Annotated in this window: 15 protein-coding genes and 2 tRNA genes; 12 read left to right on the plus strand and 5 right to left on the minus strand. The window is 49.9% G+C overall.

Annotated elements, in window-relative coordinates:
• Window positions 1-96 precede the first annotated feature (96 nt).
• Window positions 97-3,243, plus strand: coding sequence for a bifunctional proline dehydrogenase/L-glutamate gamma-semialdehyde dehydrogenase PutA (gene putA, locus ACSTTO_RS05740; RefSeq protein ID WP_439272165.1), 3,147 nt, complete (start codon window positions 97-99; stop codon window positions 3,241-3,243).
• 905 nt (window positions 3,244-4,148) lie between these two features.
• Window positions 4,149-6,320: an anthranilate synthase gene (locus ACSTTO_RS05745; RefSeq protein WP_439272202.1), complete on the plus strand. Its 2,172-nt coding sequence runs from the start codon at window positions 4,149-4,151 to the stop codon at window positions 6,318-6,320.
• A 60-nt stretch (window positions 6,321-6,380) separates the two neighbouring features.
• Here ACSTTO_RS05745 and ACSTTO_RS05750 read toward each other — a convergent pair whose 3' ends face one another.
• Window positions 6,381-7,289 (minus strand): cation diffusion facilitator family transporter, encoded by a 909-nt coding sequence (locus tag ACSTTO_RS05750; protein WP_439272166.1) that lies wholly within the window; start codon window positions 7,287-7,289, stop codon window positions 6,381-6,383.
• A 799-nt stretch (window positions 7,290-8,088) separates the two neighbouring features.
• Between ACSTTO_RS05750 and ACSTTO_RS05755 the strand changes: the two genes are divergently transcribed.
• The 3 genes from ACSTTO_RS05755 to ACSTTO_RS05765 all read left to right on the plus strand — a co-directional run bounded on the left by ACSTTO_RS05755 (window position 8,089) and on the right by ACSTTO_RS05765 (window position 11,935).
• On the plus strand, window positions 8,089-8,997 hold the full coding sequence (locus ACSTTO_RS05755) for a cation diffusion facilitator family transporter (protein WP_439272167.1): 909 nt from the start codon (window positions 8,089-8,091) through the stop codon (window positions 8,995-8,997).
• 447 nt (window positions 8,998-9,444) lie between these two features.
• On the plus strand, window positions 9,445-11,151 hold the full coding sequence (gene leuA / locus ACSTTO_RS05760; RefSeq protein ID WP_439272168.1) for a 2-isopropylmalate synthase: 1,707 nt from the start codon (window positions 9,445-9,447) through the stop codon (window positions 11,149-11,151).
• Window positions 11,152-11,287: 136 nt separating this feature from the next.
• On the plus strand, window positions 11,288-11,935 hold the full coding sequence (locus ACSTTO_RS05765) for a hypothetical protein (RefSeq protein ID WP_439272169.1): 648 nt from the start codon (window positions 11,288-11,290) through the stop codon (window positions 11,933-11,935).
• 6 nt (window positions 11,936-11,941) lie between these two features.
• On the opposite strand, the gene ACSTTO_RS05770 is transcribed toward ACSTTO_RS05765, so the two are convergent.
• Window positions 11,942-12,895 (minus strand): metallophosphoesterase family protein, encoded by a 954-nt coding sequence (locus ACSTTO_RS05770; protein ID WP_439272170.1) that lies wholly within the window; start codon window positions 12,893-12,895, stop codon window positions 11,942-11,944.
• Window positions 12,896-13,010: 115 nt separating this feature from the next.
• On the opposite strand from ACSTTO_RS05770, the gene ACSTTO_RS05775 reads away from it, so the two are divergent.
• Together ACSTTO_RS05775 and ACSTTO_RS05780 are read left to right on the plus strand one after the other, a co-directional pair.
• Window positions 13,011-13,466, plus strand: coding sequence for an NUDIX domain-containing protein (locus ACSTTO_RS05775; protein WP_439272171.1), 456 nt, complete (start codon window positions 13,011-13,013; stop codon window positions 13,464-13,466).
• Between the two features lie 39 nt (window positions 13,467-13,505).
• Entirely contained in the window at window positions 13,506-14,036 is a 531-nt protein-coding gene (locus ACSTTO_RS05780) for a gamma carbonic anhydrase family protein (protein WP_439272172.1), read from the plus strand.
• Window positions 14,037-14,146: 110 nt separating this feature from the next.
• Here the strand turns inward: ACSTTO_RS05780 and ACSTTO_RS05785 are convergent, their stop codons facing one another.
• Window positions 14,147-14,821, minus strand: coding sequence for a transglutaminase-like cysteine peptidase (locus ACSTTO_RS05785; RefSeq protein WP_439272173.1), 675 nt, complete (start codon window positions 14,819-14,821; stop codon window positions 14,147-14,149).
• Between the two features lie 555 nt (window positions 14,822-15,376).
• Window positions 15,377-16,405: a PAS domain-containing protein gene (locus ACSTTO_RS05790; RefSeq protein ID WP_439272174.1), complete on the minus strand. Its 1,029-nt coding sequence runs from the start codon at window positions 16,403-16,405 to the stop codon at window positions 15,377-15,379.
• 482 nt (window positions 16,406-16,887) lie between these two features.
• Between ACSTTO_RS05790 and ACSTTO_RS05795 the strand changes: the two genes are divergently transcribed.
• Together ACSTTO_RS05795 and ACSTTO_RS05800 are read left to right on the plus strand one after the other, a co-directional pair.
• Window positions 16,888-17,619 (plus strand): rhomboid family intramembrane serine protease, encoded by a 732-nt coding sequence (locus tag ACSTTO_RS05795; RefSeq protein ID WP_439272175.1) that lies wholly within the window; start codon window positions 16,888-16,890, stop codon window positions 17,617-17,619.
• Window positions 17,620-17,789: 170 nt separating this feature from the next.
• A complete protein-coding gene (locus ACSTTO_RS05800; protein ID WP_439272176.1) occupies window positions 17,790-18,224 on the plus strand; it encodes a CBS domain-containing protein in 435 nt (144 codons plus the stop codon).
• Between the two features lie 146 nt (window positions 18,225-18,370).
• Here ACSTTO_RS05800 and ACSTTO_RS05805 read toward each other — a convergent pair whose 3' ends face one another.
• On the minus strand, window positions 18,371-19,261 hold the full coding sequence (locus ACSTTO_RS05805) for a TrmH family RNA methyltransferase (RefSeq protein WP_439272177.1): 891 nt from the start codon (window positions 19,259-19,261) through the stop codon (window positions 18,371-18,373).
• A 293-nt stretch (window positions 19,262-19,554) separates the two neighbouring features.
• On the opposite strand from ACSTTO_RS05805, the gene ACSTTO_RS05810 reads away from it, so the two are divergent.
• From ACSTTO_RS05810 to ACSTTO_RS05820, 3 genes are all read left to right on the plus strand, one after another.
• Window positions 19,555-19,639 (plus strand) — tRNA-Tyr (locus tag ACSTTO_RS05810).
• A 26-nt stretch (window positions 19,640-19,665) separates the two neighbouring features.
• Window positions 19,666-19,739 (plus strand) — tRNA-Gly (locus tag ACSTTO_RS05815).
• Between the two features lie 217 nt (window positions 19,740-19,956).
• A partial coding sequence (locus ACSTTO_RS05820; RefSeq protein WP_439271153.1) for a GTP-binding protein occupies window positions 19,957-20,096 on the plus strand: 140 nt, incomplete at its 3' end.

Below are 20,096 nucleotides of genomic sequence, written 5' to 3' on the forward strand. Positions count from 1 at the left end.
TGCAACAGCCTTCAGCAATCCTGCCCTTATTCATTGCTATATGCATGTTCTCCTGTGCTGTAGGGCGCGGGAAACCATGTTTCGGGGAGCCTTTTCATGACTGTATCTTCTGCCGTAATTACTAAAAGAGCTGCTGATAAAACAGCGCCTGATTTGCCTCTGCCGCCATTTTCCGCGCCTTATGCGCCGCAGGATGATGCGCTGGTCAATTCGCTTCTGGCGGGTGTGACATTTGATGAGGCTGCCCGGCGGCGGATTGATGCGCGGGCAACGGAACTGATTGAAAATATCCGCAAACAGGCCAAAGGCATTGGCGGCGTTGAAGATTTTTTGCGTGAATATGGCCTTTCCACCCGTGAGGGGCTGGCGCTGATGGTGCTGGCAGAGGCATTGCTGCGCGTGCCGGACAGCGCCACGCAGGATAAGCTTATTGAAGACAAGCTGAAGCAGGGCAATTGGTCGGGGCATCGTGCGCAGGGCGATACGTGGTTTGTGTCTGCCTCTGCCTGGGGGCTTGGGCTTGCCGCCAAGGTGATCCGCCCCGGAGAGACGCCGGAAGGTGTTTTGGCGGCTTTGATGAAACGTGTCGGATTGCCGACTGTGCGCAGTGCCACGAGGCAGGCCATGCGTTTTCTTGGCTCGCATTTTGTGCTTGGAGAAAATATTCATGATGCCCTGAAGCGTGCAAAAACGGCGGAGAAAAAAGGCTATCGTCATTCTTTTGATATGCTGGGTGAGGGTGCACGCACGGCGGAAGATGCCAAACGTTATTATAAATCCTATTCCGATGCGATTGATGAGATCGGCAAGGCTGCTGGTAATGGCAAATTGCCTGAGCGCATGGGCATATCCGTTAAACTTTCTGCATTGCATCCGCGTTATCTGGCGACACATCATGAGCGGGTGATGCGTGAACTGGTGCCGGATGTTCTGGCCTTGGCGCAAAAGGCCAAATCCTATGATCTTAATTTTACCATTGATGCGGAAGAGGCAGATCGTCTGGAATTGTCGCTTGATCTGATTGACCGTGTTTTTGCTGATCCTTCCCTTGCCGGCTGGGATGGTTTTGGTCTGGCTGTGCAGGCTTATCAAAAACGCGCTTTGCCGGTGCTCAAACATATTGTGGCTTTGTGCGAAAATACCGGCCGCCGCATGATGGTGCGGCTGGTGAAAGGCGCTTACTGGGATACAGAGATAAAACGCACACAGGAGCGCGGGCTGGAAGATTATCCGGTTTTCACCCGCAAGGCGGCAACAGACGCCTCTTATATTGCCTGTGCACGCTATATGCTTGATCAGCGCAAGCATATTTTTCCGCAATTTGCCGGACATAATGCCCTGACCGTATCAATGATTTTGGAAATGGCGGGGCAGGATAAAAGCGGTTTTGAATTCCAGCGCCTGCACGGCATGGGCGAAAGCCTGTTCAGGCAGATCACGGAAGCCGGTGAGAAGATTGCCTGCCGTGTTTATGCGCCTGTGGGCGGTTATCGCGATTTGCTGGCCTATCTGGTGCGCCGCCTTTTGGAAAATGGCGCCAATTCATCCTTTGTTTCGGTTGTGGGTGATGAAAATGTGCCGGTAGCAAGCCTGTTAAAGCGTCCGGAAGATATTTTGAAAGATGGCCGGGGCATGCGAAATGCCAATATTCCTTATCCGGCAGATATGTACGGACAGCGTCGCAATTCAGCCGGACTTGAATTTGGCGACAGAACAATTTTGGGGGGCTTTATGGACGGGGTCGTTAAAGCGCGCACAAATGTGGATGCGGCGCCATTATTTGCAGGTTTTGTGAAAAAGAACAGCGGCAGGCCGGTTCTCTCGCCGGTAGATGGCTCGCCGGTCGGCACTATTGTTGAGGCAACAGCGGAAGATGCGGCAAAGGCCGTTGAAGCCGCTCGCAAGGGTTTTGCCATCTGGTCGCGCGAGAGTGCGGAAACGCGTGCCTCAGTGCTGGAGCGTGCCGGTGATCTTCTGGAGAAAAACCGCGATCATTTCATTGATCTTTTATCGCGCGAAGCCGGTAAAACACTGGATGACGGCCTTGCGGAAATTCGGGAGGCGGTTGATTTCTGCCGTTATTACGCCGCAGAAGCCCGCCGCCATTTTGCCAATGAAACTATTATGCCGGGGCCGACGGGTGAAGATAACCGTCTGCGCTATCGTGGCCGCGGTGTTTTTGTGTGTATCAGTCCGTGGAATTTTCCGCTGGCGATTTTTCTGGGTCAGATTACCGCTGCACTTGCTGCAGGCAATGCGGTTGTTGCCAAGCCTGCAGAACAAACCCCGTTGATTGCCTATGAGGCTGTGCGCTTGCTGCATGAGGCAGGAATACCGCAAAATACTGTGCTTTATGTGCCGGGAGATGGTTCTGTCGGTGCTGCGCTGACGACGCATCCACGCATTGATGGCGTGTGCTTTACCGGTTCTACTGATACGGCATGGGCAATCAATCGCACATTGGCTGCCAAAAAAGGCCCGATTGTGCCGTTGATTGCAGAGACCGGCGGTTTGAATGCTATGATTGTGGATGCCACCGCTTTGCCGGAACAGGTGGCGGATGATGTGGTGATGTCTGCCTTCCGCTCTGCCGGCCAGCGTTGCTCTGCCTTGCGCATTCTCTACCTTCAGGAAGATGTTGCTGACGGCATGCTGAAAATGATTGAGGGGGCTGCGCGTGAAATGCAGCTTGGCAATCCGGCGCTTGAAACAACAGATATCGGCCCGATCATCGATAGCGAACAGCTCGGCATGTTGAATGACTATGTTGAGGAGATGAAGAGCAAGGCAAAAGTGACCAGGGTTGGCGAGACACCTAAAGGTGCGCTTGTATCGGGACATTTCTTTGCGCCTCATATTATTGAACTGAATAATGCTGCGGACCTGACCCGCGAAATTTTTGGGCCGGTGCTGCATGTGGTACGTTGGAAAGCCGCTGATCTTGATAAGGTCCTCGATCAGGTTGCTAATTCCGGCTATGGTCTCACCTTTGGAATGCATAGCCGTATTGAGGCGGTTGTTGCCCGCGCTGTGGAGCGTTTGGATGTGGGTAATATTTATATTAACCGCAATACGATCGGTGCGGTTGTGGGCACGCAACCATTCGGCGGTTCCGGCCTGTCCGGCACAGGCCCCAAGGCGGGTGGTCCGAATTATCTGCTGCGTTTTGCATTGGAGCAGGTGGTGTCGGTTAATACGGCGGCTGCCGGCGGTAATGCTTCATTGATTGCAATGGGTGAATAAAACCGAAAACTTATTATTTTTTATGCCGGCTTTTTTATGTGAGACATAAAGGCCGGCATTTTTATTTTCGCAGTAAAGATTTTGGTTGACGAGACATGCAACCTAGGGTAGCTTTATACTTGTACTTAAAAGCATATTTTACCTAGTTATATTTGATCTAAGCATAATATTTTTCTTAAATTAATTGCTTATAAAGATCAGGACGGAAAATATTCAGAGATTTTATAACCCGCCTGACAATTTTTTTAAAAGCTATTATGGAGCCCGCATCTGGTTCAGATACGGGCTTTTTCTTGTGTAAGTTTATTTGTTAAATGATTGTAATATAATTATATTTTTATAATATATATTATTTGCAGTGAAGAAGCTGAAAGATGCTTTTTGACTGGTGTCGCTTTATGCGGGGCAGGGTGGATTACATGGTGGGGCGGAATTCGGCGGGGGTAATTGCGCCATCGAATATATTTAAAAGTTTACGATTTTTAAATACATCTTAAGATTGTATTTTTAAAGGATAGGAATAATTTTTTATATGCTCACAGGCGGTGTGAAATTTTTGTTGCAACAAGCGCTCAGTCGCGTTAACACTGGCAGCATGATGACATTGCGCTTTACATCTCTGATTTGGTGGTGGGCTCGCTCCTAGCGGCCTTATCGGCATTTGTGTAAGTGTCATCTCGGGTCGCTCAGGGTTTTACCGGGCGGCTTTTTTATTATCTGCCCGTAAAATCCTGAAAACCTGATCACGGCGCATTATGTGTTTGCGCTGCCATATATTCCGGCCTGCGGCTTAAGCCGGACGGAATATGAATGAAAAATACAGGGAGCCACCGGCAAACTGGTGAAATATGGGTGCGAAACCAGCCATTTGGCGCTATAGGGGACGCAATAACAGGAGCAGGGCGATTATGGCAAAGGCTGGCGAGCACGAACAGCAGACATACAGGACGCAAGGCGGCGTAATAATCAGCAGGTGCCGCCGTCCGGCGGATTATAAAACCGCGATTGATACATGTATTGATGCGCTGGATACACGGCGCGGCGCGGTTTTCTCTTCCAATTATGAATATCCGGGGCGCTATACGCGCTGGGATACGGCCATTATTGATCCGCCGCTGGTGATCACGTCCAAAGGGCGCAATATGCGCATTGAGGCGCTGAATGAGCGCGGCCGGATTTTGCTTGGTGCGGTTTTGCCTGCGGTTAATGCGCTGCAGGATGTGGCTGTTACCGGCGAGACGGATGCTGCGCTCACTCTGAAAATTGCCGAACCGGCGCGCCAATATATGGAGGAAGAACGCTCGCGTATGCCATCGGTCTTTACGGTGCTGCGCGCAATTGTTGCCCTGTTCTATTCAGAAGATGACAGCAATCTTGGCCTCTATGGTGCTTTTGGCTATGACCTTGCTTTCCAGTTTGAACCAATTACCTATAAATTGAAGCGTCCGGAAGATCAGCGTGATCTTGTGCTGTTTTTGCCGGATGAAATTCTGGTTGTTGACCATTATTCCGCCAAGGCCTGGATTGATGCCTATGATTTTCAGGTTGGCAATAAAAAAACAGATGATTTGCAGCGAGAAACGCCGGCAGATATTTTTAAGGCTGCGAAAACACTGGCGGCCAGAGGCGATCACCAGAAAGGCGAATATGCCGCTTTGGTTGAGCGTGCCAAGGCGAGCTTTCGCTGCGGCGATCTTTTTGAAGTGGTGCCGGGGCAGATTTTCTATGAAAAATGCGAAAATCAGCCATCAGCTATTTCCCGCAAACTGAAGAGCATTAATCCATCGCCTTATTCTTTCTTTATTAATCTGGGCGAACAGGAATATCTTATTGGCGCATCACCGGAAATGTTTGTGCGTGTGAACGGGCGGCGCATTGAAACCTGCCCGATCTCCGGCACGATCAAACGCGGTGAAGACGCGATTTCTGATTCCGAACAGATTTTGAAATTGCTCAATTCCAAAAAAGATGAATCTGAACTCACTATGTGTTCCGATGTGGACCGCAATGATAAAAGCCGCGTCTGCGAGCCGGGATCGGTGCGGGTGATCGGCCGCCGCCAGATCGAAATGTATTCCCGTCTGATCCACACGGTGGATCATATTGAAGGCCGTCTGCGTGACGGGATGGATGCTTTTGACGGGTTTTTAAGCCATGCATGGGCGGTAACGGTAACAGGTGCGCCCAAATTATGGGCTATGCGCTTTATTGAGGAAAATGAGCGCAGCCCGCGTGCATGGTATGGCGGCGCAATCGGCATGGTGCATTTTAACGGTGATATGAATACCGGCCTGACCTTGCGCACCATCCGCATCAAGGATGGTGTGGCGCAGGTGCGGGCAGGGGCAACATTGCTATATGATTCAAATCCGCAGGAAGAAGAAGCAGAAACCGAACTGAAAGCCTCGGCCATGCTGACAGCGATCCGCGAGGCGCATATCAGGCCGGCGCAAAAAGAGAAGGCACAGGCGATGAAAACGGAAAACGGAATTTCTGTTTTGCTGGTGGATCACGAAGATTCCTTTGTGCATACGCTTGCCAATTATTTTCGCCAGACCGGCGCCAATGTTGCAACAGTGCGCTCGCCGGTGAGCGATGAGATTTTTGACCGCGTTAAACCTGATCTGGTGGTTTTGTCGCCAGGCCCCGGTACGCCCAAGGATTTTGATTGTGCGGGCACAATCGCCAAGGCGCGTAGCCGCAACCTGCCGGTTTTTGGCGTGTGTCTTGGCCTGCAGGCACTGACAGAGGCCTATGGCGGCTCATTGAAGCAACTGGATGTTCCGATGCATGGCAAGCCATCCCGCATTAAAATATTAGAAAATGGCGTGGTGTTTGACGGGCTCGGGCAGGAGGTGACGGTGGGGCGCTATCATTCGCTTTATGCGGATAAAGCCACATTGCCGGCAGGTTTTATTATCACGGCGCAGACAGATGACGGCGTGATTATGGGGATAGAACATAAAAACGAGCCGGTGGCAGCCGTGCAGTTTCACCCTGAATCAATCATGACACTTGGCGGCAATGCCGGCATGCAGATGATAGAAAATGTGGTATCAAAACTGGTGAGAAAGTAAGTTTTCAATGCCTGCTTGATAAAGATGCCGCAGAGCAAATCTGCGGCATCTTTATTCAGATTATATCCAGGCCTCATCACCGGTAAAGCTCACAGTAATCCACCGCTGAGGGCCTGCGCCGCCGATCTCCTCGCCAATCTCTTCACGGATAGCATCCAATGTTGCAATGGATGCTATGGGGAATTCTGCGGGTAAAACAATGTGGATCTCGATAAAACGCGCACGGCCGACCTTGGCAACATAGCTGGCATATTTTTTAAAACCGTGTTTGATTTTCATGGCATCCATTATTGTGCGCACACGCAAATCCATACGCTCCGGCGTAACCAGCAAAATCTCACGAAAGGCAGCAGCAACGGTTCTCACCGGTACAAATACCAGACCGGCGGAGAGGAAAAGCAAAATGGCCGGATCGGTATAAACTGTCCATGGTGCAAGGCTTGTGCCTTGTAACAGCCAGGCGGCGCTGAAAGCAATCAGCAAGGCCAGTGTGATCAGGGCTGTCATCAGCCAGCTTTGTGTATCCAGCAGGATGAAGCTGGATTTAAGCCGTTTATTGATGCGATGCTGATAGCCCATCATTATAAAACAGATGATGCAGACAATGGCTGCATAGATGATTGCCCAGTCAAAATTAAGCTCTGATCCGCCATGCAGCAGGGTGCTGACGGCATTGATAAATGCATAAAGGCAAAACAGGATCAGCACCACGCCGTTAAAAGCGAGCACCAGCGGCTCAATATGCCAGAAACCATGCTGAAAACGCCGCGTGCCTTCACTGGTGAGCAGGCGTGCCACAAACAAGGCAAGGATCGACATCACGGCATCGGTGGAGGAAAACAGACCATCAAAAATAACGGCGCTTGAGCCCGACAACAGCCCGATAATAATGCCGAAAAGGCCGATGAAAATCGTGACAAGAATAGAGCGTCGTAAAATTAGTTGTTTAAAACGTGCAAGACGTTGCATTTTAACTTAACAGCCTTTCAGTTGCTGTTCTGTCAGCGCGCCGCCGCATTGGGCGCAGGGGCTGAATTGTTTTTATTGCCGCATTGGCATGGCTGAAAACGCATATTGCCGCCTGAAAAATGCGCTGATCCTTACGCTAATTTTGCAGGGTAAAGGCCGCAGATTGTGGTGACAAAGCCGTGAAGCACGCAGGAAGCGCACAGCATTGCCGGTTCAAGTGAACCGGAATACAAAAATCCGGGCCGATAATGCGAGCCAAGCTGATGATGCGTGGATGATTACAAGCTGCTTATAACCCAAATTTAAGGATATTTAAAGCCGCAGCTTTTCACGGCTTTTTCCCGGGTTTCCGGAAGATGCGGGTTTGTGTTTCGAGCAGGCAAAACCTAAAGTAATCAATGCAAATGATTTGCAACACGCTTTATTTTAAACCTCTGAATTCATTTATATAATGTGGATTTGACGCTAACTGGAAAGCAGTTGCATCCGGAGCAAAAAACAGCCTGCAAATGCATGTTTTCTGTTTCCGGCATTGGGAATTGGCAATAATTGGTTTAAAAAGCATAGTCACAGCCTGTGCTTGATCAGAGGCTGATTTCAAGGTGGTTTTGAATGCCGCTATGTGCGTTGTGCCCGTTATTGTGCATTCACCACCTGCAAAACAGACAGGATATTGAATGGATATGGGCGGATTGAATGGTTGGAACCGGCTCTGCCGCCATATTTGCTGTAAACGCATTTATATCAAAAATTTGAGCCTGAACTGCGGCATTTATTATTGAACTAAAAAGGTTTGGATATGGACGCTAATATAAAAATCCGGCGGCTTGCTGCCTGGACAATCCCTGTGGCCATCGGGGTTATGGCGCTTAAATATCTGGCCTATCTTCTGACCGGTTCTGTTGCGCTTTATTCTGATGCGCTTGAATCAATTGTCAATGTGATTGCCTCTGTAGGCGCATGGTGGGCGATCAGTGTCAGTATTATGCCGGCTGACGGCAATCATCCCTATGGTCACCATAAAGCGGAATATCTCTCGGCGGTGGTGGAGGGCGTGCTGATTGTTGTCGCTGCATTGCTGATTTGCCGCGAGGCATGGAATGCGTTTGCACATCCGCGCACAATGGATGAGCCGTGGATTGGTCTGGGCATTAACTTGCTGGCGGCATTTATCAATATGTTATGGGCGGGGTTGCTGATCCGCACCGGACGGGCGCATAAGTCTCCCGCACTGTTGGCCGATGGCAAACATATTATGACAGATGTAATAACATCTGCAGGCGTGCTGGCAGGGTTAATTGCTGCCATTATCACCGGCTGGACAATTCTTGATCCGTTACTGGCAATGATTGTGGCGCTGAATATTCTCTGGCAGGGCTGGCATGTTATCAATTCCTCTGTTCAGGGGCTGATGGATGTGGGCGTGGAGCCGCAGGAGGAAATGCAAATCCGTGATATTATTTCCACCAATGCAGAAGGCGCGCTGGAGGTACATGACCTGAAAACCCGCATTGCCGGACGGGTGATATTTATTGAATTTCATCTGGTGGTGGCAGCGGATATGACGGTTGGCGACTCACATATTATTTGTGACCGGATTGAAGATGCCTTGCAGGAAAAATTTGAAAACTGCCGTATTGTTATTCATGTAGAGCCGGAAAATGAGGCCAAGCTGCCCCCGGGAACTGCCGCAGTGCCTTTTGCGTGACGTGAAAATAACCTGCTGATTTCATTAACAAAACGCCGTATTTTATTTTGCGGCGTTTTTGGGTGGCTGATTGGTGTTGTGCGAATATGTTTTTAGATTAAATCTCTTGCAAGTTGATTTCAGGCCGTATAGCATTTGCCGTATGAACAACGCGCATCACTATATCAGCTCTTGTCAGAGCTTTGGAGCAGATCAGGCCTTTACCGGCGCTGGTGTCTGTGCGCGTGAATTCTCGCTTCTACTTCTCCTCGGCCTTAGCGGCGATCGCCGGGCTCGTTGATTGGAGCGTCCGGCGGTCGTAAAGAGCCGTCAGACTCATGCTCCGGTCAGAAAACCCGTTTTAATAGCGCCCTTATTGCAGCTGTAAACATCATTTCAGAATTGCACGACAGGGTCTGTTACAGCAGGATATAAACAAGCTGCTGTTTTGCTGATGAGATTTAAAAGATGACCAATATGACTTCCGCACAAAAATCCTCCCGCAAGGGCATGCCGATTGCCGCTGAAAAATATGTACCATTCAGAACAACGGTGCTGCATGATCGCCAGTGGCCTTCTAAAATGATAGAAAAAGCGCCGATCTGGTGTTCGGTTGATCTGCGTGATGGCAATCAGGCGCTGATTGATCCGATGGGGCATGACCGCAAGGCGCGGATGTTCCGCCTGTTGCTGGATATGGGATTTCCGGAAATTGAAATTGGCTTTCCATCTGCTTCCCAGACCGATTTTGATTTCTGCCGCTGGGCGATTGAACATGGCGATGTGCCGGATGATGTGGATTTGCAGGTGCTGGTGCAGTGCCGTCCGGAGCTGATTACCCGCACTTTTGAGGCACTGGAAGGCGCAAAGTCGCCAATTATCCATTTCTATAATTCCACCAGTGAATTGCAGCGTCGTGTGGTATTTGGCAAGGATGTTGCAGGCATTAAACAAATTGCCACCGATGCCGCCAAGATGATTATGGATATGGCTGCCAAGGCCGGCGGCGGCTATCGTTTTCAATATTCTCCGGAGAGCTTTACCGGTACCGAGCTGGAGGTGGCGCTGGAAATCTGTAACGCGGTGACAGAAATTATCAGGCCAACAGCTGAAAACAAGCTGATCCTCAACCTGCCTTCCACCGTGGAAATGAATACGCCGAATGTGTATGCCGATCAGATTGAATGGATGTGCCGCAATCTCGATAATCGCGAAAATCTGATTATCTCGCTGCATCCGCATAATGACCGCGGCACCGGTATTGCGGCCACTGAACTGGGGTTGATGGCGGGTGCGGACCGCGTGGAGGGCACTCTGTTTGGCAATGGCGAGCGCACCGGCAATGTGGATATTGTGACGCTGGCGCTGAATATGTTTACGCAAGGCATTGATCCGGAGCTGGATTGCTCGGATATCAACCGCATGAAGGAAGTTTACGAATATTCCAATCAATTGGTTATTCCGGAGCGTCATCCTTATGTGGGCGAACTGGTTTATACGGCCTTTTCCGGCTCGCATCAGGATGCCATCAATAAGGGGATGAAAGCCAAGAAAGGCGCCAATACACCGGTTTGGGAAGTGCCTTATCTGCCGATTGATCCGCAGGATGTGGGACGCTCTTATGAAGCGATTATCCGCATCAATTCCCAATCGGGCAAGGGCGGCATTGCTTATATTCTGCAGCAGGATTACGGCCTGAATCTGCCGCGTAAAATGCAGGTGGAATTCCGCGAGATTATTCAGCAGATTACGGATGATGAAGGCAAGGAGCTGCAGGCACAGCGCATTTATGAGGAATTCAAGAAAACCTATGTGAGCCAGCCGGGTTCACGTCTGGAATTTGTTGATCATCACACCTATGCCGATCCGGATAATAAGGCCATGCGTATTATGCAGGCTGATATTATTGATAATGGTGTGACAAAGACCATTGAAGGGCGCGGCACCGGCCCTGTGGATGGCTTTATTGATGCCTTGTCCAAACATATCGGCATTCATATTTCTGTGGCTGATTATTCAGAACATTCCTTGCAGCGGGGATCTGATGCTTCTGCCATCAGCTATGTGGAGCTTGCCCATCCCGGCGGATCGGTCTTTGGTGTTGGGGTTAACCATAATATTGTGACCTCATCTTTGGCGGCAATTGTTTCTGCTGCTAACCGCCTTTTGAAATAAATCCGGCTGCAATTTAATGAAAAAGACCCGAAATCAGATGATTTCGGGTCTTTTTTATGATTCATAGCTTTATAGTCATAAAATCGTCATGCAAGTTAATGCCATTATACCGGAGGATTGAGCAAAGGCGGTGAGCATGAATAAGGACAATCAGCAAATCATGGTGCAGCCAGAAGGAGCAGATCATATGCCGCAACACTCTGTTGCCGGACATGAGCGCCTTAAAGCCGCCATTCGACAGATGCGGGCGGATGAGGCTGACCGGCTGGATAGTGTGACAGATATACGTGTGGCCTCTATTGCTCGCCTTGAACTTTTGCTGGAGGAATTGCAACCGGTTTTTGATGCTGTGCCGGATGATGATGCGCAGTGGGATTTTTGCCTGGGGAGGGGGATGCGCCCGCGACTTTGGCTTGATGCCAGTGCTTTTGTGATGATTGGCCGGGATTTGCGCAGCTATCAATTTGTGCGTGATAGCCGTTGCGGCCGTGTGATCTTGGCGGAAGATACAGATAAAAGCCGGATTGCCGATGCGGTAACCCGTTATATTGCCGCGCGGATATTGGAGCGCCAGCGGCAAATGGATGAGCCGCTAACCGCTATAACTGAACCAAAAGCGCAGCAAGACGGGCAAAAGGCCGAACCCGCGCCTTTGCAGACAGAGGTGCATAAAGAACCGTTTTGGGGCGGTGTTTTCTGGTTTTTAATGGGGGCTTTTCTGGGATGTGCGGCTTTGGCGCTGATATTTCGCTATTATGGAATCAGACTGTCCCTGCCGGTATAAAATGTGTCAGACAGCCTGTATCTGTCTGGCTTGGCCAAGTTTTAGCATGCGCTCATCAAGCAGTTTTATCTGAATGCTTTCGCCGGAAAGGCCGTATTGCTGCCACAGGCAGTGCCAGCTTTGCGGCTCCTGTGTTTTTTCAATGGAAAAAAGATTGTAGCGCGCTGGCGGTTTATGCCCTTCCTGCCCTTGCGGATAAGGCGCCTGACTGGCGGAAGGCACACAAATGACCGGCACAATGGTGCCGTTTATGCCTGTTATTTCATTATAGGTAGCCAGATGGGTATGTCCGTGCAGGATGAGTTCGGCACCGGCCTCGCGGATAATTTTTTGAAAGCGTGCAATACCAAACAGCCGTTTATAGGCAGGGGTTGCATTGCGCACCGGCGGATGATGGATAAGAACCACACGGCACAGGCCTTTTTGACCGGCTTCAAGCAATAATTGCTTCAGGCGTGCAGCCTGCGGGGGCAAAAAATCGCCGCTGGCCATGAAGGGGCCTGTGGCACGTGCCGAGCTGACGCCGATGATTGCCACGCCATCACGCTCTCTCATATAGGGAAATTGCGGGCGCTTGCCGTGATTGTCGATATGATCGCCGCGCATCCACGGCTCCCATTTGCGGCAGGCTTTGTCCAATGCGCCGGGCACATAGGCATCGTGATTGCCGGGCACAAAGGAAACATCTTCCGCTGCGCCAAGCTGTTGCAGCCATGCATAGCCGTTATCAATTTCCAGATTGAGTGCGAGATTGACCAGATCACCGGTTATGGCAATATGATCGGGCTGGCGGCTCTGCATATCCTGAATAAGATTTTCCAGCACGCGGTCATGCATTGCGCTTTTGCGATGGCGTTTCCAGTTGATATAACCGGTAATACGCTTGGATGCCAGTTCGTGCAGGCGCACCTGCGGAAGGGGCGCCAGATGAATATCTGAAATATGAGCCAGTCTGAACATCGGAGAATGATTTAGCTTTCAGCCTTGTATAGTCAATCAAAAAAGCTCACAAAGAACAGGCTGAGAGTGGAATATCCTGTGATTTATTGCCTGTTATTTTTAGTAAAGACAATTGATGAAACTTAAAAGCCGGTTGTTTCATATTTATTTTTTATTGCGCCGCCCGATGACACTTGGTGTGCGCGCAGTGGTGCTGGATGAGGCGCGCGGACAGGTTTTTCTTGTGCGGCACACTTATGTTAAAGGCTGGCATTTGCCCGGCGGAGGCGTGGAGCGCGGCGAAACCTTTGAACAAGCGCTGATAAAGGAGCTGCGGGAAGAGGGGAATATTGCATTGAGCGCGCCGCCGCAGCTTTTTGGCTTGTATAAAAATCAACAAGTTACCAATCGCGATCATGTGGCGCTTTATGTTTGCCGTTCGTTTTTGCAGGCAAAGCCGCGCCTGCCGGATAAGGAGATTGCAGAGGCGCGGTTTTTTCCGCTTGATGCCCTGCCGGAAGGGATAACAACAGCCACGCAGCGCCGCCTGAATGAAGTGATGCACAACAGCGCGCCGGATGCCTATTGGTGATCAGCAGGGCAACAGAATTTGTGTTAAAAGGAGATAACCATGCCTGTTTATGTTCTTGACGGCCATGCCCCGCAATTTGACCATCGGCCAAGCAACTGGATTGCGCCGGATGCCACATTGATCGGCAAGGTGCGGCTTGGTGAAAATGCCGGTCTGTGGTTTGGTGTGGTGGCGCGTGGTGATAATGAGCTTATCCATATCGGTAAAAACAGCAATGTGCAGGAACATTGTGTGCTGCATACGGATATTGGTTTTCCGCTGACAATTGGTGAGGGGTGTACGATTGGTCACCGCGCCATGCTGCATGGCTGTATCATAGGTGATAACAGCCTGATCGGGATTGGAGCGATTATTTTGAACGGCGCTAAAATCGGCAGAAACTCGCTGGTTGGCGCCGGTACCCTGGTAACAGAGGGCAAGGAATTTCCGGATAATTCGTTGATTATCGGTTCCCCCGCCCGTGTAATGCGTGAACTTTCAGATGATGAGATTGAAAAATTGCGCGCTTCTGCCCAAAGCTATGTGGCCAATGGTCAACGTTTTCGGCGCGGTATGGAAATAGCGCCTTAAAACATTTGCTGCCATGTTTTAAAAAAACGGATAAAGTTCTAAAAAACGGATAAAAAGCGCGGCTTTGGGGTGAAAAGCCGCGTTTTTTATATGTATGGCGAATATGGCTTTTATTTACCAAGCGCAGAGGTGGGAATATTGCTCATCAGCATGTGCGGATCATGGCGAATATCAACCCATTGGCCGCTGTGGCGGGCAGATTGGCGTTTGAGAAAAGTATAGCTGGTCTGGTGCCAGGGTTTTACACTATCTTCAAGATTATCGAGAATGAAGTCACCGCGATCTGTGCGGATGGTCAGCACGGCATGGCCTTCACCATTTTGCTGACGCACCACAGTGATCAGCAATGTGTTTACCGGCAGGCCGGCCTCGATCAGCATACGGCGCTTGAGCAAAACGTAATCTTCACAATCACCATATTGCGTCGGATATGACCAGACTTCTTCTTTGCCCCATATTTCCATATCTGTACGCGGTTCAATGGTTGTGTTGACGGCCATATTAACCTGCTGGATTTTTGCCCATACGGGCTGTGTCAATCTGAGCGGGTTTTGTGTGAGGCTGATCTGGTTACATTCATTTTTATAGATTTTGCAGAAATCATAATGCCCGACGGGTTGGGTTGTGCGACCTGTCGTCTTCATCCACGGATCGGCAGCCTGTTCGGCAAAAGAGGCCGGGGCGGTGCTAAAAAATGTTGTTGTAAGCAGCAAAAGCGCAATGGCCAGCTTCTTGTGAGCTGTTGTGCCATTGGCGCTCTTTTTATGTGCTGTCTTGTTATACATTGTGACGCTCCTTGTTGAGGGCACAATGGCAGTGAGATATTGACGGGTTGCAAAGGGATATGAATAAGACAAAGTAAATGAAGATGTGTGTTTTCATAAACCTTAACTGCTTGTAAAATCAGTGATTTAATGAAAATCAAGACTTATTGAACACAAAATTCACTTCCATTGCCATTTTGTGAAATCTTGCGGTTAACAGAAAGTGTTGCGGTTAATCGAGGGTTGAAAATGCATGGTTTTGCACAGGCGCTGGTTAACAGCCGGTATCAGGGCGCTATGCATTGTAAAGCTTATATTTACCTGAATATTTTGTAACGCTTAATAATTATGGTGCTGATCATTCAGCCTTTGATAACTATAAAAGGCTTCTGTTGATAAAAAACGTGCAATCGGTGTGTTTTGTTTTGAAAAATCAAAAAATTACCGGCTTGAGCCGATGCTGAGCCTGATATTGGCGCAGAAATGGCTGTCTTGAACAGCTTTTACACGCAGAACACCGGCGCTGATCTTGAGCATTTTAAAAAGTGAATGACCGGATATAATATTGCCACCGGTTCAGGCTTTATCCTTGCCGCCGCTTATAAGCGTTAAATGCGCAGGTTTGCGTTGTTGGCGGGCGGTTTCAGCCTGAGGCTTGGCTTCATGAATGCTGCGGATGAGATCGGCAACAGTTAATGGCATTGCCGGATTGTGCCCGCCCGTGTGGGAAGTGCTGACAGAGGCCGCCGGTTCTGACGCCTGCTGACGCCCTGCCGGATGCGCCGGCGGCATTAATGCACCAAGCTGGGGCAGCAATGCACGGGAAAAGGCCGTATCCGCAACGGGAATATTGGCGCTGCCTGTTGCTGCAGGGCGCGGATTATCCCGGGTTTGGCAGAGTGTTGTCTGCAGTGTGTTTTCTTCCTGTGCTGCCATATTTGCCCGGGCGGTCATATTTGCCTTCGTAGCCACGGCTGCTTGTTGCGGCACAAAGTCATGATGGCGCTCCAGCAATATCTGCAAGACGGATTTTATTCCCGCTTCCTGTGAGCCTGCCCGCGAATTGATATGATCTTCTTGTGTTTCAAGGCCGATAAGATTGCTGATCAGGGGTTCACTGCCAAGCCAGAGCGGTTGTTCCAGCGGAATCATGCTGCCGATCCATGCCAGTGTTCCGTCCGCCTCATGCAGCGGGAGCAGCAGGGTTTCAAAATGACAGGTCTTTTCAGCAAGTGTTATGCCGGTATGCTCCAGCCGCAGCGGGCGATAATCCAGCCCTGAGAGATGCAGTTGTTCAGCAAGCCATGGGCGGATATCATCATGCCAGAGCGAGAGAAAGCGCATATTACGCAATTCCCGCCCGTAAAATGTGCAAAGGCGGGTGCCCGCAAGGCGGAACTGCCATTGGCGGGCAGGGGGAATATCGGGCATATGCGCGGCTGAGGCTGATGACAGCGCCTGTTCATCACCGCTGCGCAGAATAAAAATATTGGGCAATTTGCTGCCAAGTGCACGAGGGCTGATGTCACACCGATCCGGTGCTGCGCGGCTGCCGCGCAACTTGTCCCAATAAGTGAGCAGATCAGTTGTCCAATCATGTTTCATGATCTGACTATTATCCTCATTATGCTGTGTTCTTGTGCAGTTATGCACGCAAAACCGCTTCGCACTTTTGGGCATCGCAAATGCCAGACGCCTGAGTTACGGCAGAATAATGGCTTTTGTCTTCCAAAAACCTGTGCCCGGCTTTTTTAAAAAAACCGCTATGGCGATATTTCATACTCTCTGCCGCATCTGCAGCTATAGGCTTGTTACATATGTACCGGCCATGCCTTGTGCATGTGTGGTAATATGCGCAGATGAATGTAAACAAGCCATGTTCGCGGCGATAACATCCACGAACAATAAAATTTATGGTTAATGCTTTGCTTCCGTTTCAGCCGTTTCCTGCATGGTTTTGCACTTGATTTTGCCTTAATAGCCGCCCACACAGGAGATGTTGATTTTCTGCCAGCATTATAATTATGACGGGAATATGAAATTTGCGTCCTTTTCGGTGCGTGATGGCAAAATAATAAGAGGAAAGAATGCAGAATCCGGATTATGAAACGTATCCGAGGCCAAGGCAGCAACAATCTCAGCCTGTTTTTAATATGCCGCCGGTGGTGGTGGCACTGATCGGGCTATGTGCAGCGGTTTATGTGATTCAAACTTATCTGGTCAGCGTTTCGCAATATATCTGGATGCTGGTCAATCTGGCTTTTATTCCGGCGCGTTTCAGCCTTGGCAACGGTTTTTCAGATCCTTCTGCATGGTTTACGGCACTGAGCTATTCTTTCATGCATGGCGGTTTTGCGCATCTGGCGGTAAATTGTGTGTGGCTTGCGGCATTCGGCTCGCCGCTGGCGGGGCGCACAGGCACCAAAATCTTTCTGATTTTCTGGGGTGTTACAGCTATTATCGCTGCTTTTACCCATTTTGCCCTGCATCCGCAGAGCAATATTCCATTGGTGGGGGCATCAGGTGCTATATCGGGCATGATGGGAGCTGCGGCACGCTTCGGTTTTCGTCGCGTGATATATTATAATGAAAGCGGCCGGCAGATTCCTGCTTTTGGCGGGCCGATACTTTCAATTGCACAGACATTGCAAAACCGCAGCGTGCTGATATTTGTCGGTTTCTGGATGATTATCAATGTGGTGACAGGGCTTTATTCGGTAGCACCTGGTGGCGTTTCGGGAATTGCGTGGGAAGCGCATATAGGCGGTTTTGCTGCCGGATTTTTTGGTATCGCCTTATTATTGCGCCGCCGCGGTTAAAGACCGGCCGGAATTTTCCGGTTTATTCCGGACATGCATGCCTGATACATATCCCTTATGGCTTTATATATTTATGTGTTATCCTGTGATCGGGATTATCAAAAACAATTGGTCAGGGTATTTCTTAAATTAAAATAATTTGAACAGGAGATGCTCTGCGGGAGGAGATAATGACTGTAAGGGCGATTCTGGAACAAAAGGGCAGCACAGTTTTTACTGTCAGAGCAGAAGACAGCCTGGAAACTGCGGCAAGGCAGCTTTCCAAACACCGTATTGGTGCATTGCTGGTAAAAGACGGGCAGGGCAAATTTACCGGAATTCTCTCCGAGCGCGATATTGTGCGGGCCTGTGCCAATCATGGCGTGCAGGCACTGCAAATGCCCGTTTTAAAAGCCATGACCACCAAGGTGTTGCATTGCAAGCCACAGGATACGGTGCATTATGTGATGGAAATGATGACGCGCCATCGTTTTCGCCATTTGCCTGTTGTGGATGATGCAGGCGAGCTGGCAGGTATTATATCAATCGGTGACGTTGTTAAACGCCGTATTGAGCAGGCTGAGCAGGAAGCTGAAGAGATCAAACATTATATCGCAACGGCCTGAGTGTTTTATGCATTTTGTAAAAATGCGGCTAGCATAATTGATAGCCTCATAAAGAAACGGAGTATCGTTACAGATACTCCGCAATTATTTTTAAAAGCCTGATCTTTATGGTGCGGGCATTTTGCCGGTTTGCGGCGGCAGGCGCGTTATCTGGCCAGAAAACGCTGTGCCGCATAAAGGGAGATTGCCGCAGCATTGGAGACATTGAGCGATTTAATTGCGCCCGGCATATCAAGCCGTGCCAAGGCGCTCACTGTTTCGCGGGTTTTCTGGCGCAGACCTTTACCCTCAGCACCCAGCACCAAGGCAATTTTTTCACCTTTGAGTGTTTGTTCCATTTCCAGCGGGCCTTCAGAATCAAGGCCTATTGTCATATAGCCCAGTTCATGCAGCTCAAGAATCGCCTCGGCGAGATTGCGCACTTCGATCTGATCAATCATTTCCAATGCGCCGGAGGCTGATTTGGCCAATACGCCTGATTCCATCGGGCTGTGACGCGAAGTGGTAATCAGCGCATCCGCGCCAAAAGCTACGGCTGAACGCAAAATGGCGCCGACATTATGCGGATCTGTAACCTGATCCAGAATCAGAATCAGTTTTCCTTGCTGAAGATCGTGCAATTTGCGTGGTTTTAACGGTGCGGCTTCAATCATGACGCCCTGATGTACGGCCTCAGAACCGGTTAAGGCATCAATATCGCGCGGCTCTGCAATTTCCGGCGCAAGGCGGGCAAGCGTTGCATCATCCAGTTCAAGGCGGGATAATGCATTTTTTGTCACCATCATGCGTAAAATCTGCCGGCGCGGGTTTTCAATGGCTGCTTTTACCGTGTGCAATCCGTAAAGGCGCACAGTACCATTTTCCGGAGCTATGCCTTTGACAGGCTTGCCTCTGGAAAATTGCCGCGTGGCACCAGATTGCTGATTGCCGCCTGATTTATGATCACGAAACTGGCGCCGCAGACGCGCATAATGCGAATCTTTAGGGCTGCCGGAGGAGGGGCCGGATGCGTCCGGTGGCGATTTTTTATCTTTCATGGGCTTTTTATACCGGTTTTCATGGTTGCGCGGTAGCATGTTTCCCTCATTGGCGGATGAAATTTTTTAAGCAGCGCCGTATCCTGTTAAAAAACTGCTGCCCCGAAATGGCTGATATTGTGGATGAATGACAGGTGACAAAAATTTTGTGCATTTTTTTCGAAAAGACCTGTTGACTTATCAGGGTGTTATCGGCATAACCCGCCTCGTTCACAGTGACAAACGAGCCAAAGGCTACGGGGTTGCAGTGAATGGAATGCCTAGTCGCTCAACTCTGCTTGCAGTGAGTTTCCGGAGGAGTGCCCGAGTGGTTAAAGGGGGCGGACTGTAAATCCGCTGGCTTAGCCTACGTTGGTTCGAAACCAACCTCCTCCACCACTGCCAGAGCAGGAGTTTATGAGTGCGCGGGTATAGCTCAATGGTAGAGCAGCAGCCTTCCAAGCTGAATACGCGGGTTCGATTCCCGCTACCCGCTCCAGTTTATTTTCAGAGCGGTATGGCGTGTAGTAACTTGGCGGGCTTTGAATAAAGCTTAAGCCGGAAGCGAGTTGAAGAGTTCCGGTCCGGAGACGGTGCGGGGCTTTAGTTCTACTATATAATATCCTGTGGCAATAGCCTACGGGATTGGTTATATGGCAATTAAAATTGTTGCAGCGCGTTTAGTTTTAGCGTTGTGGTGAAAGAGAGCGACAGCGATGGCAAAGAGCAAATTTGAACGTACCAAACCGCACGTCAATATCGGCACTATCGGTCACGTTGACCATGGTAAGACCTCGTTGACAGCTGCTATCACCAAGTTCTTTGGTGATTTCCGTGCCTATGATCAGATTGATAA

This window comes from Pseudochrobactrum albidum, assembly GCF_051851455.1.
GTDB lineage: Bacteria > Pseudomonadota > Alphaproteobacteria > Rhizobiales > Rhizobiaceae > Pseudochrobactrum.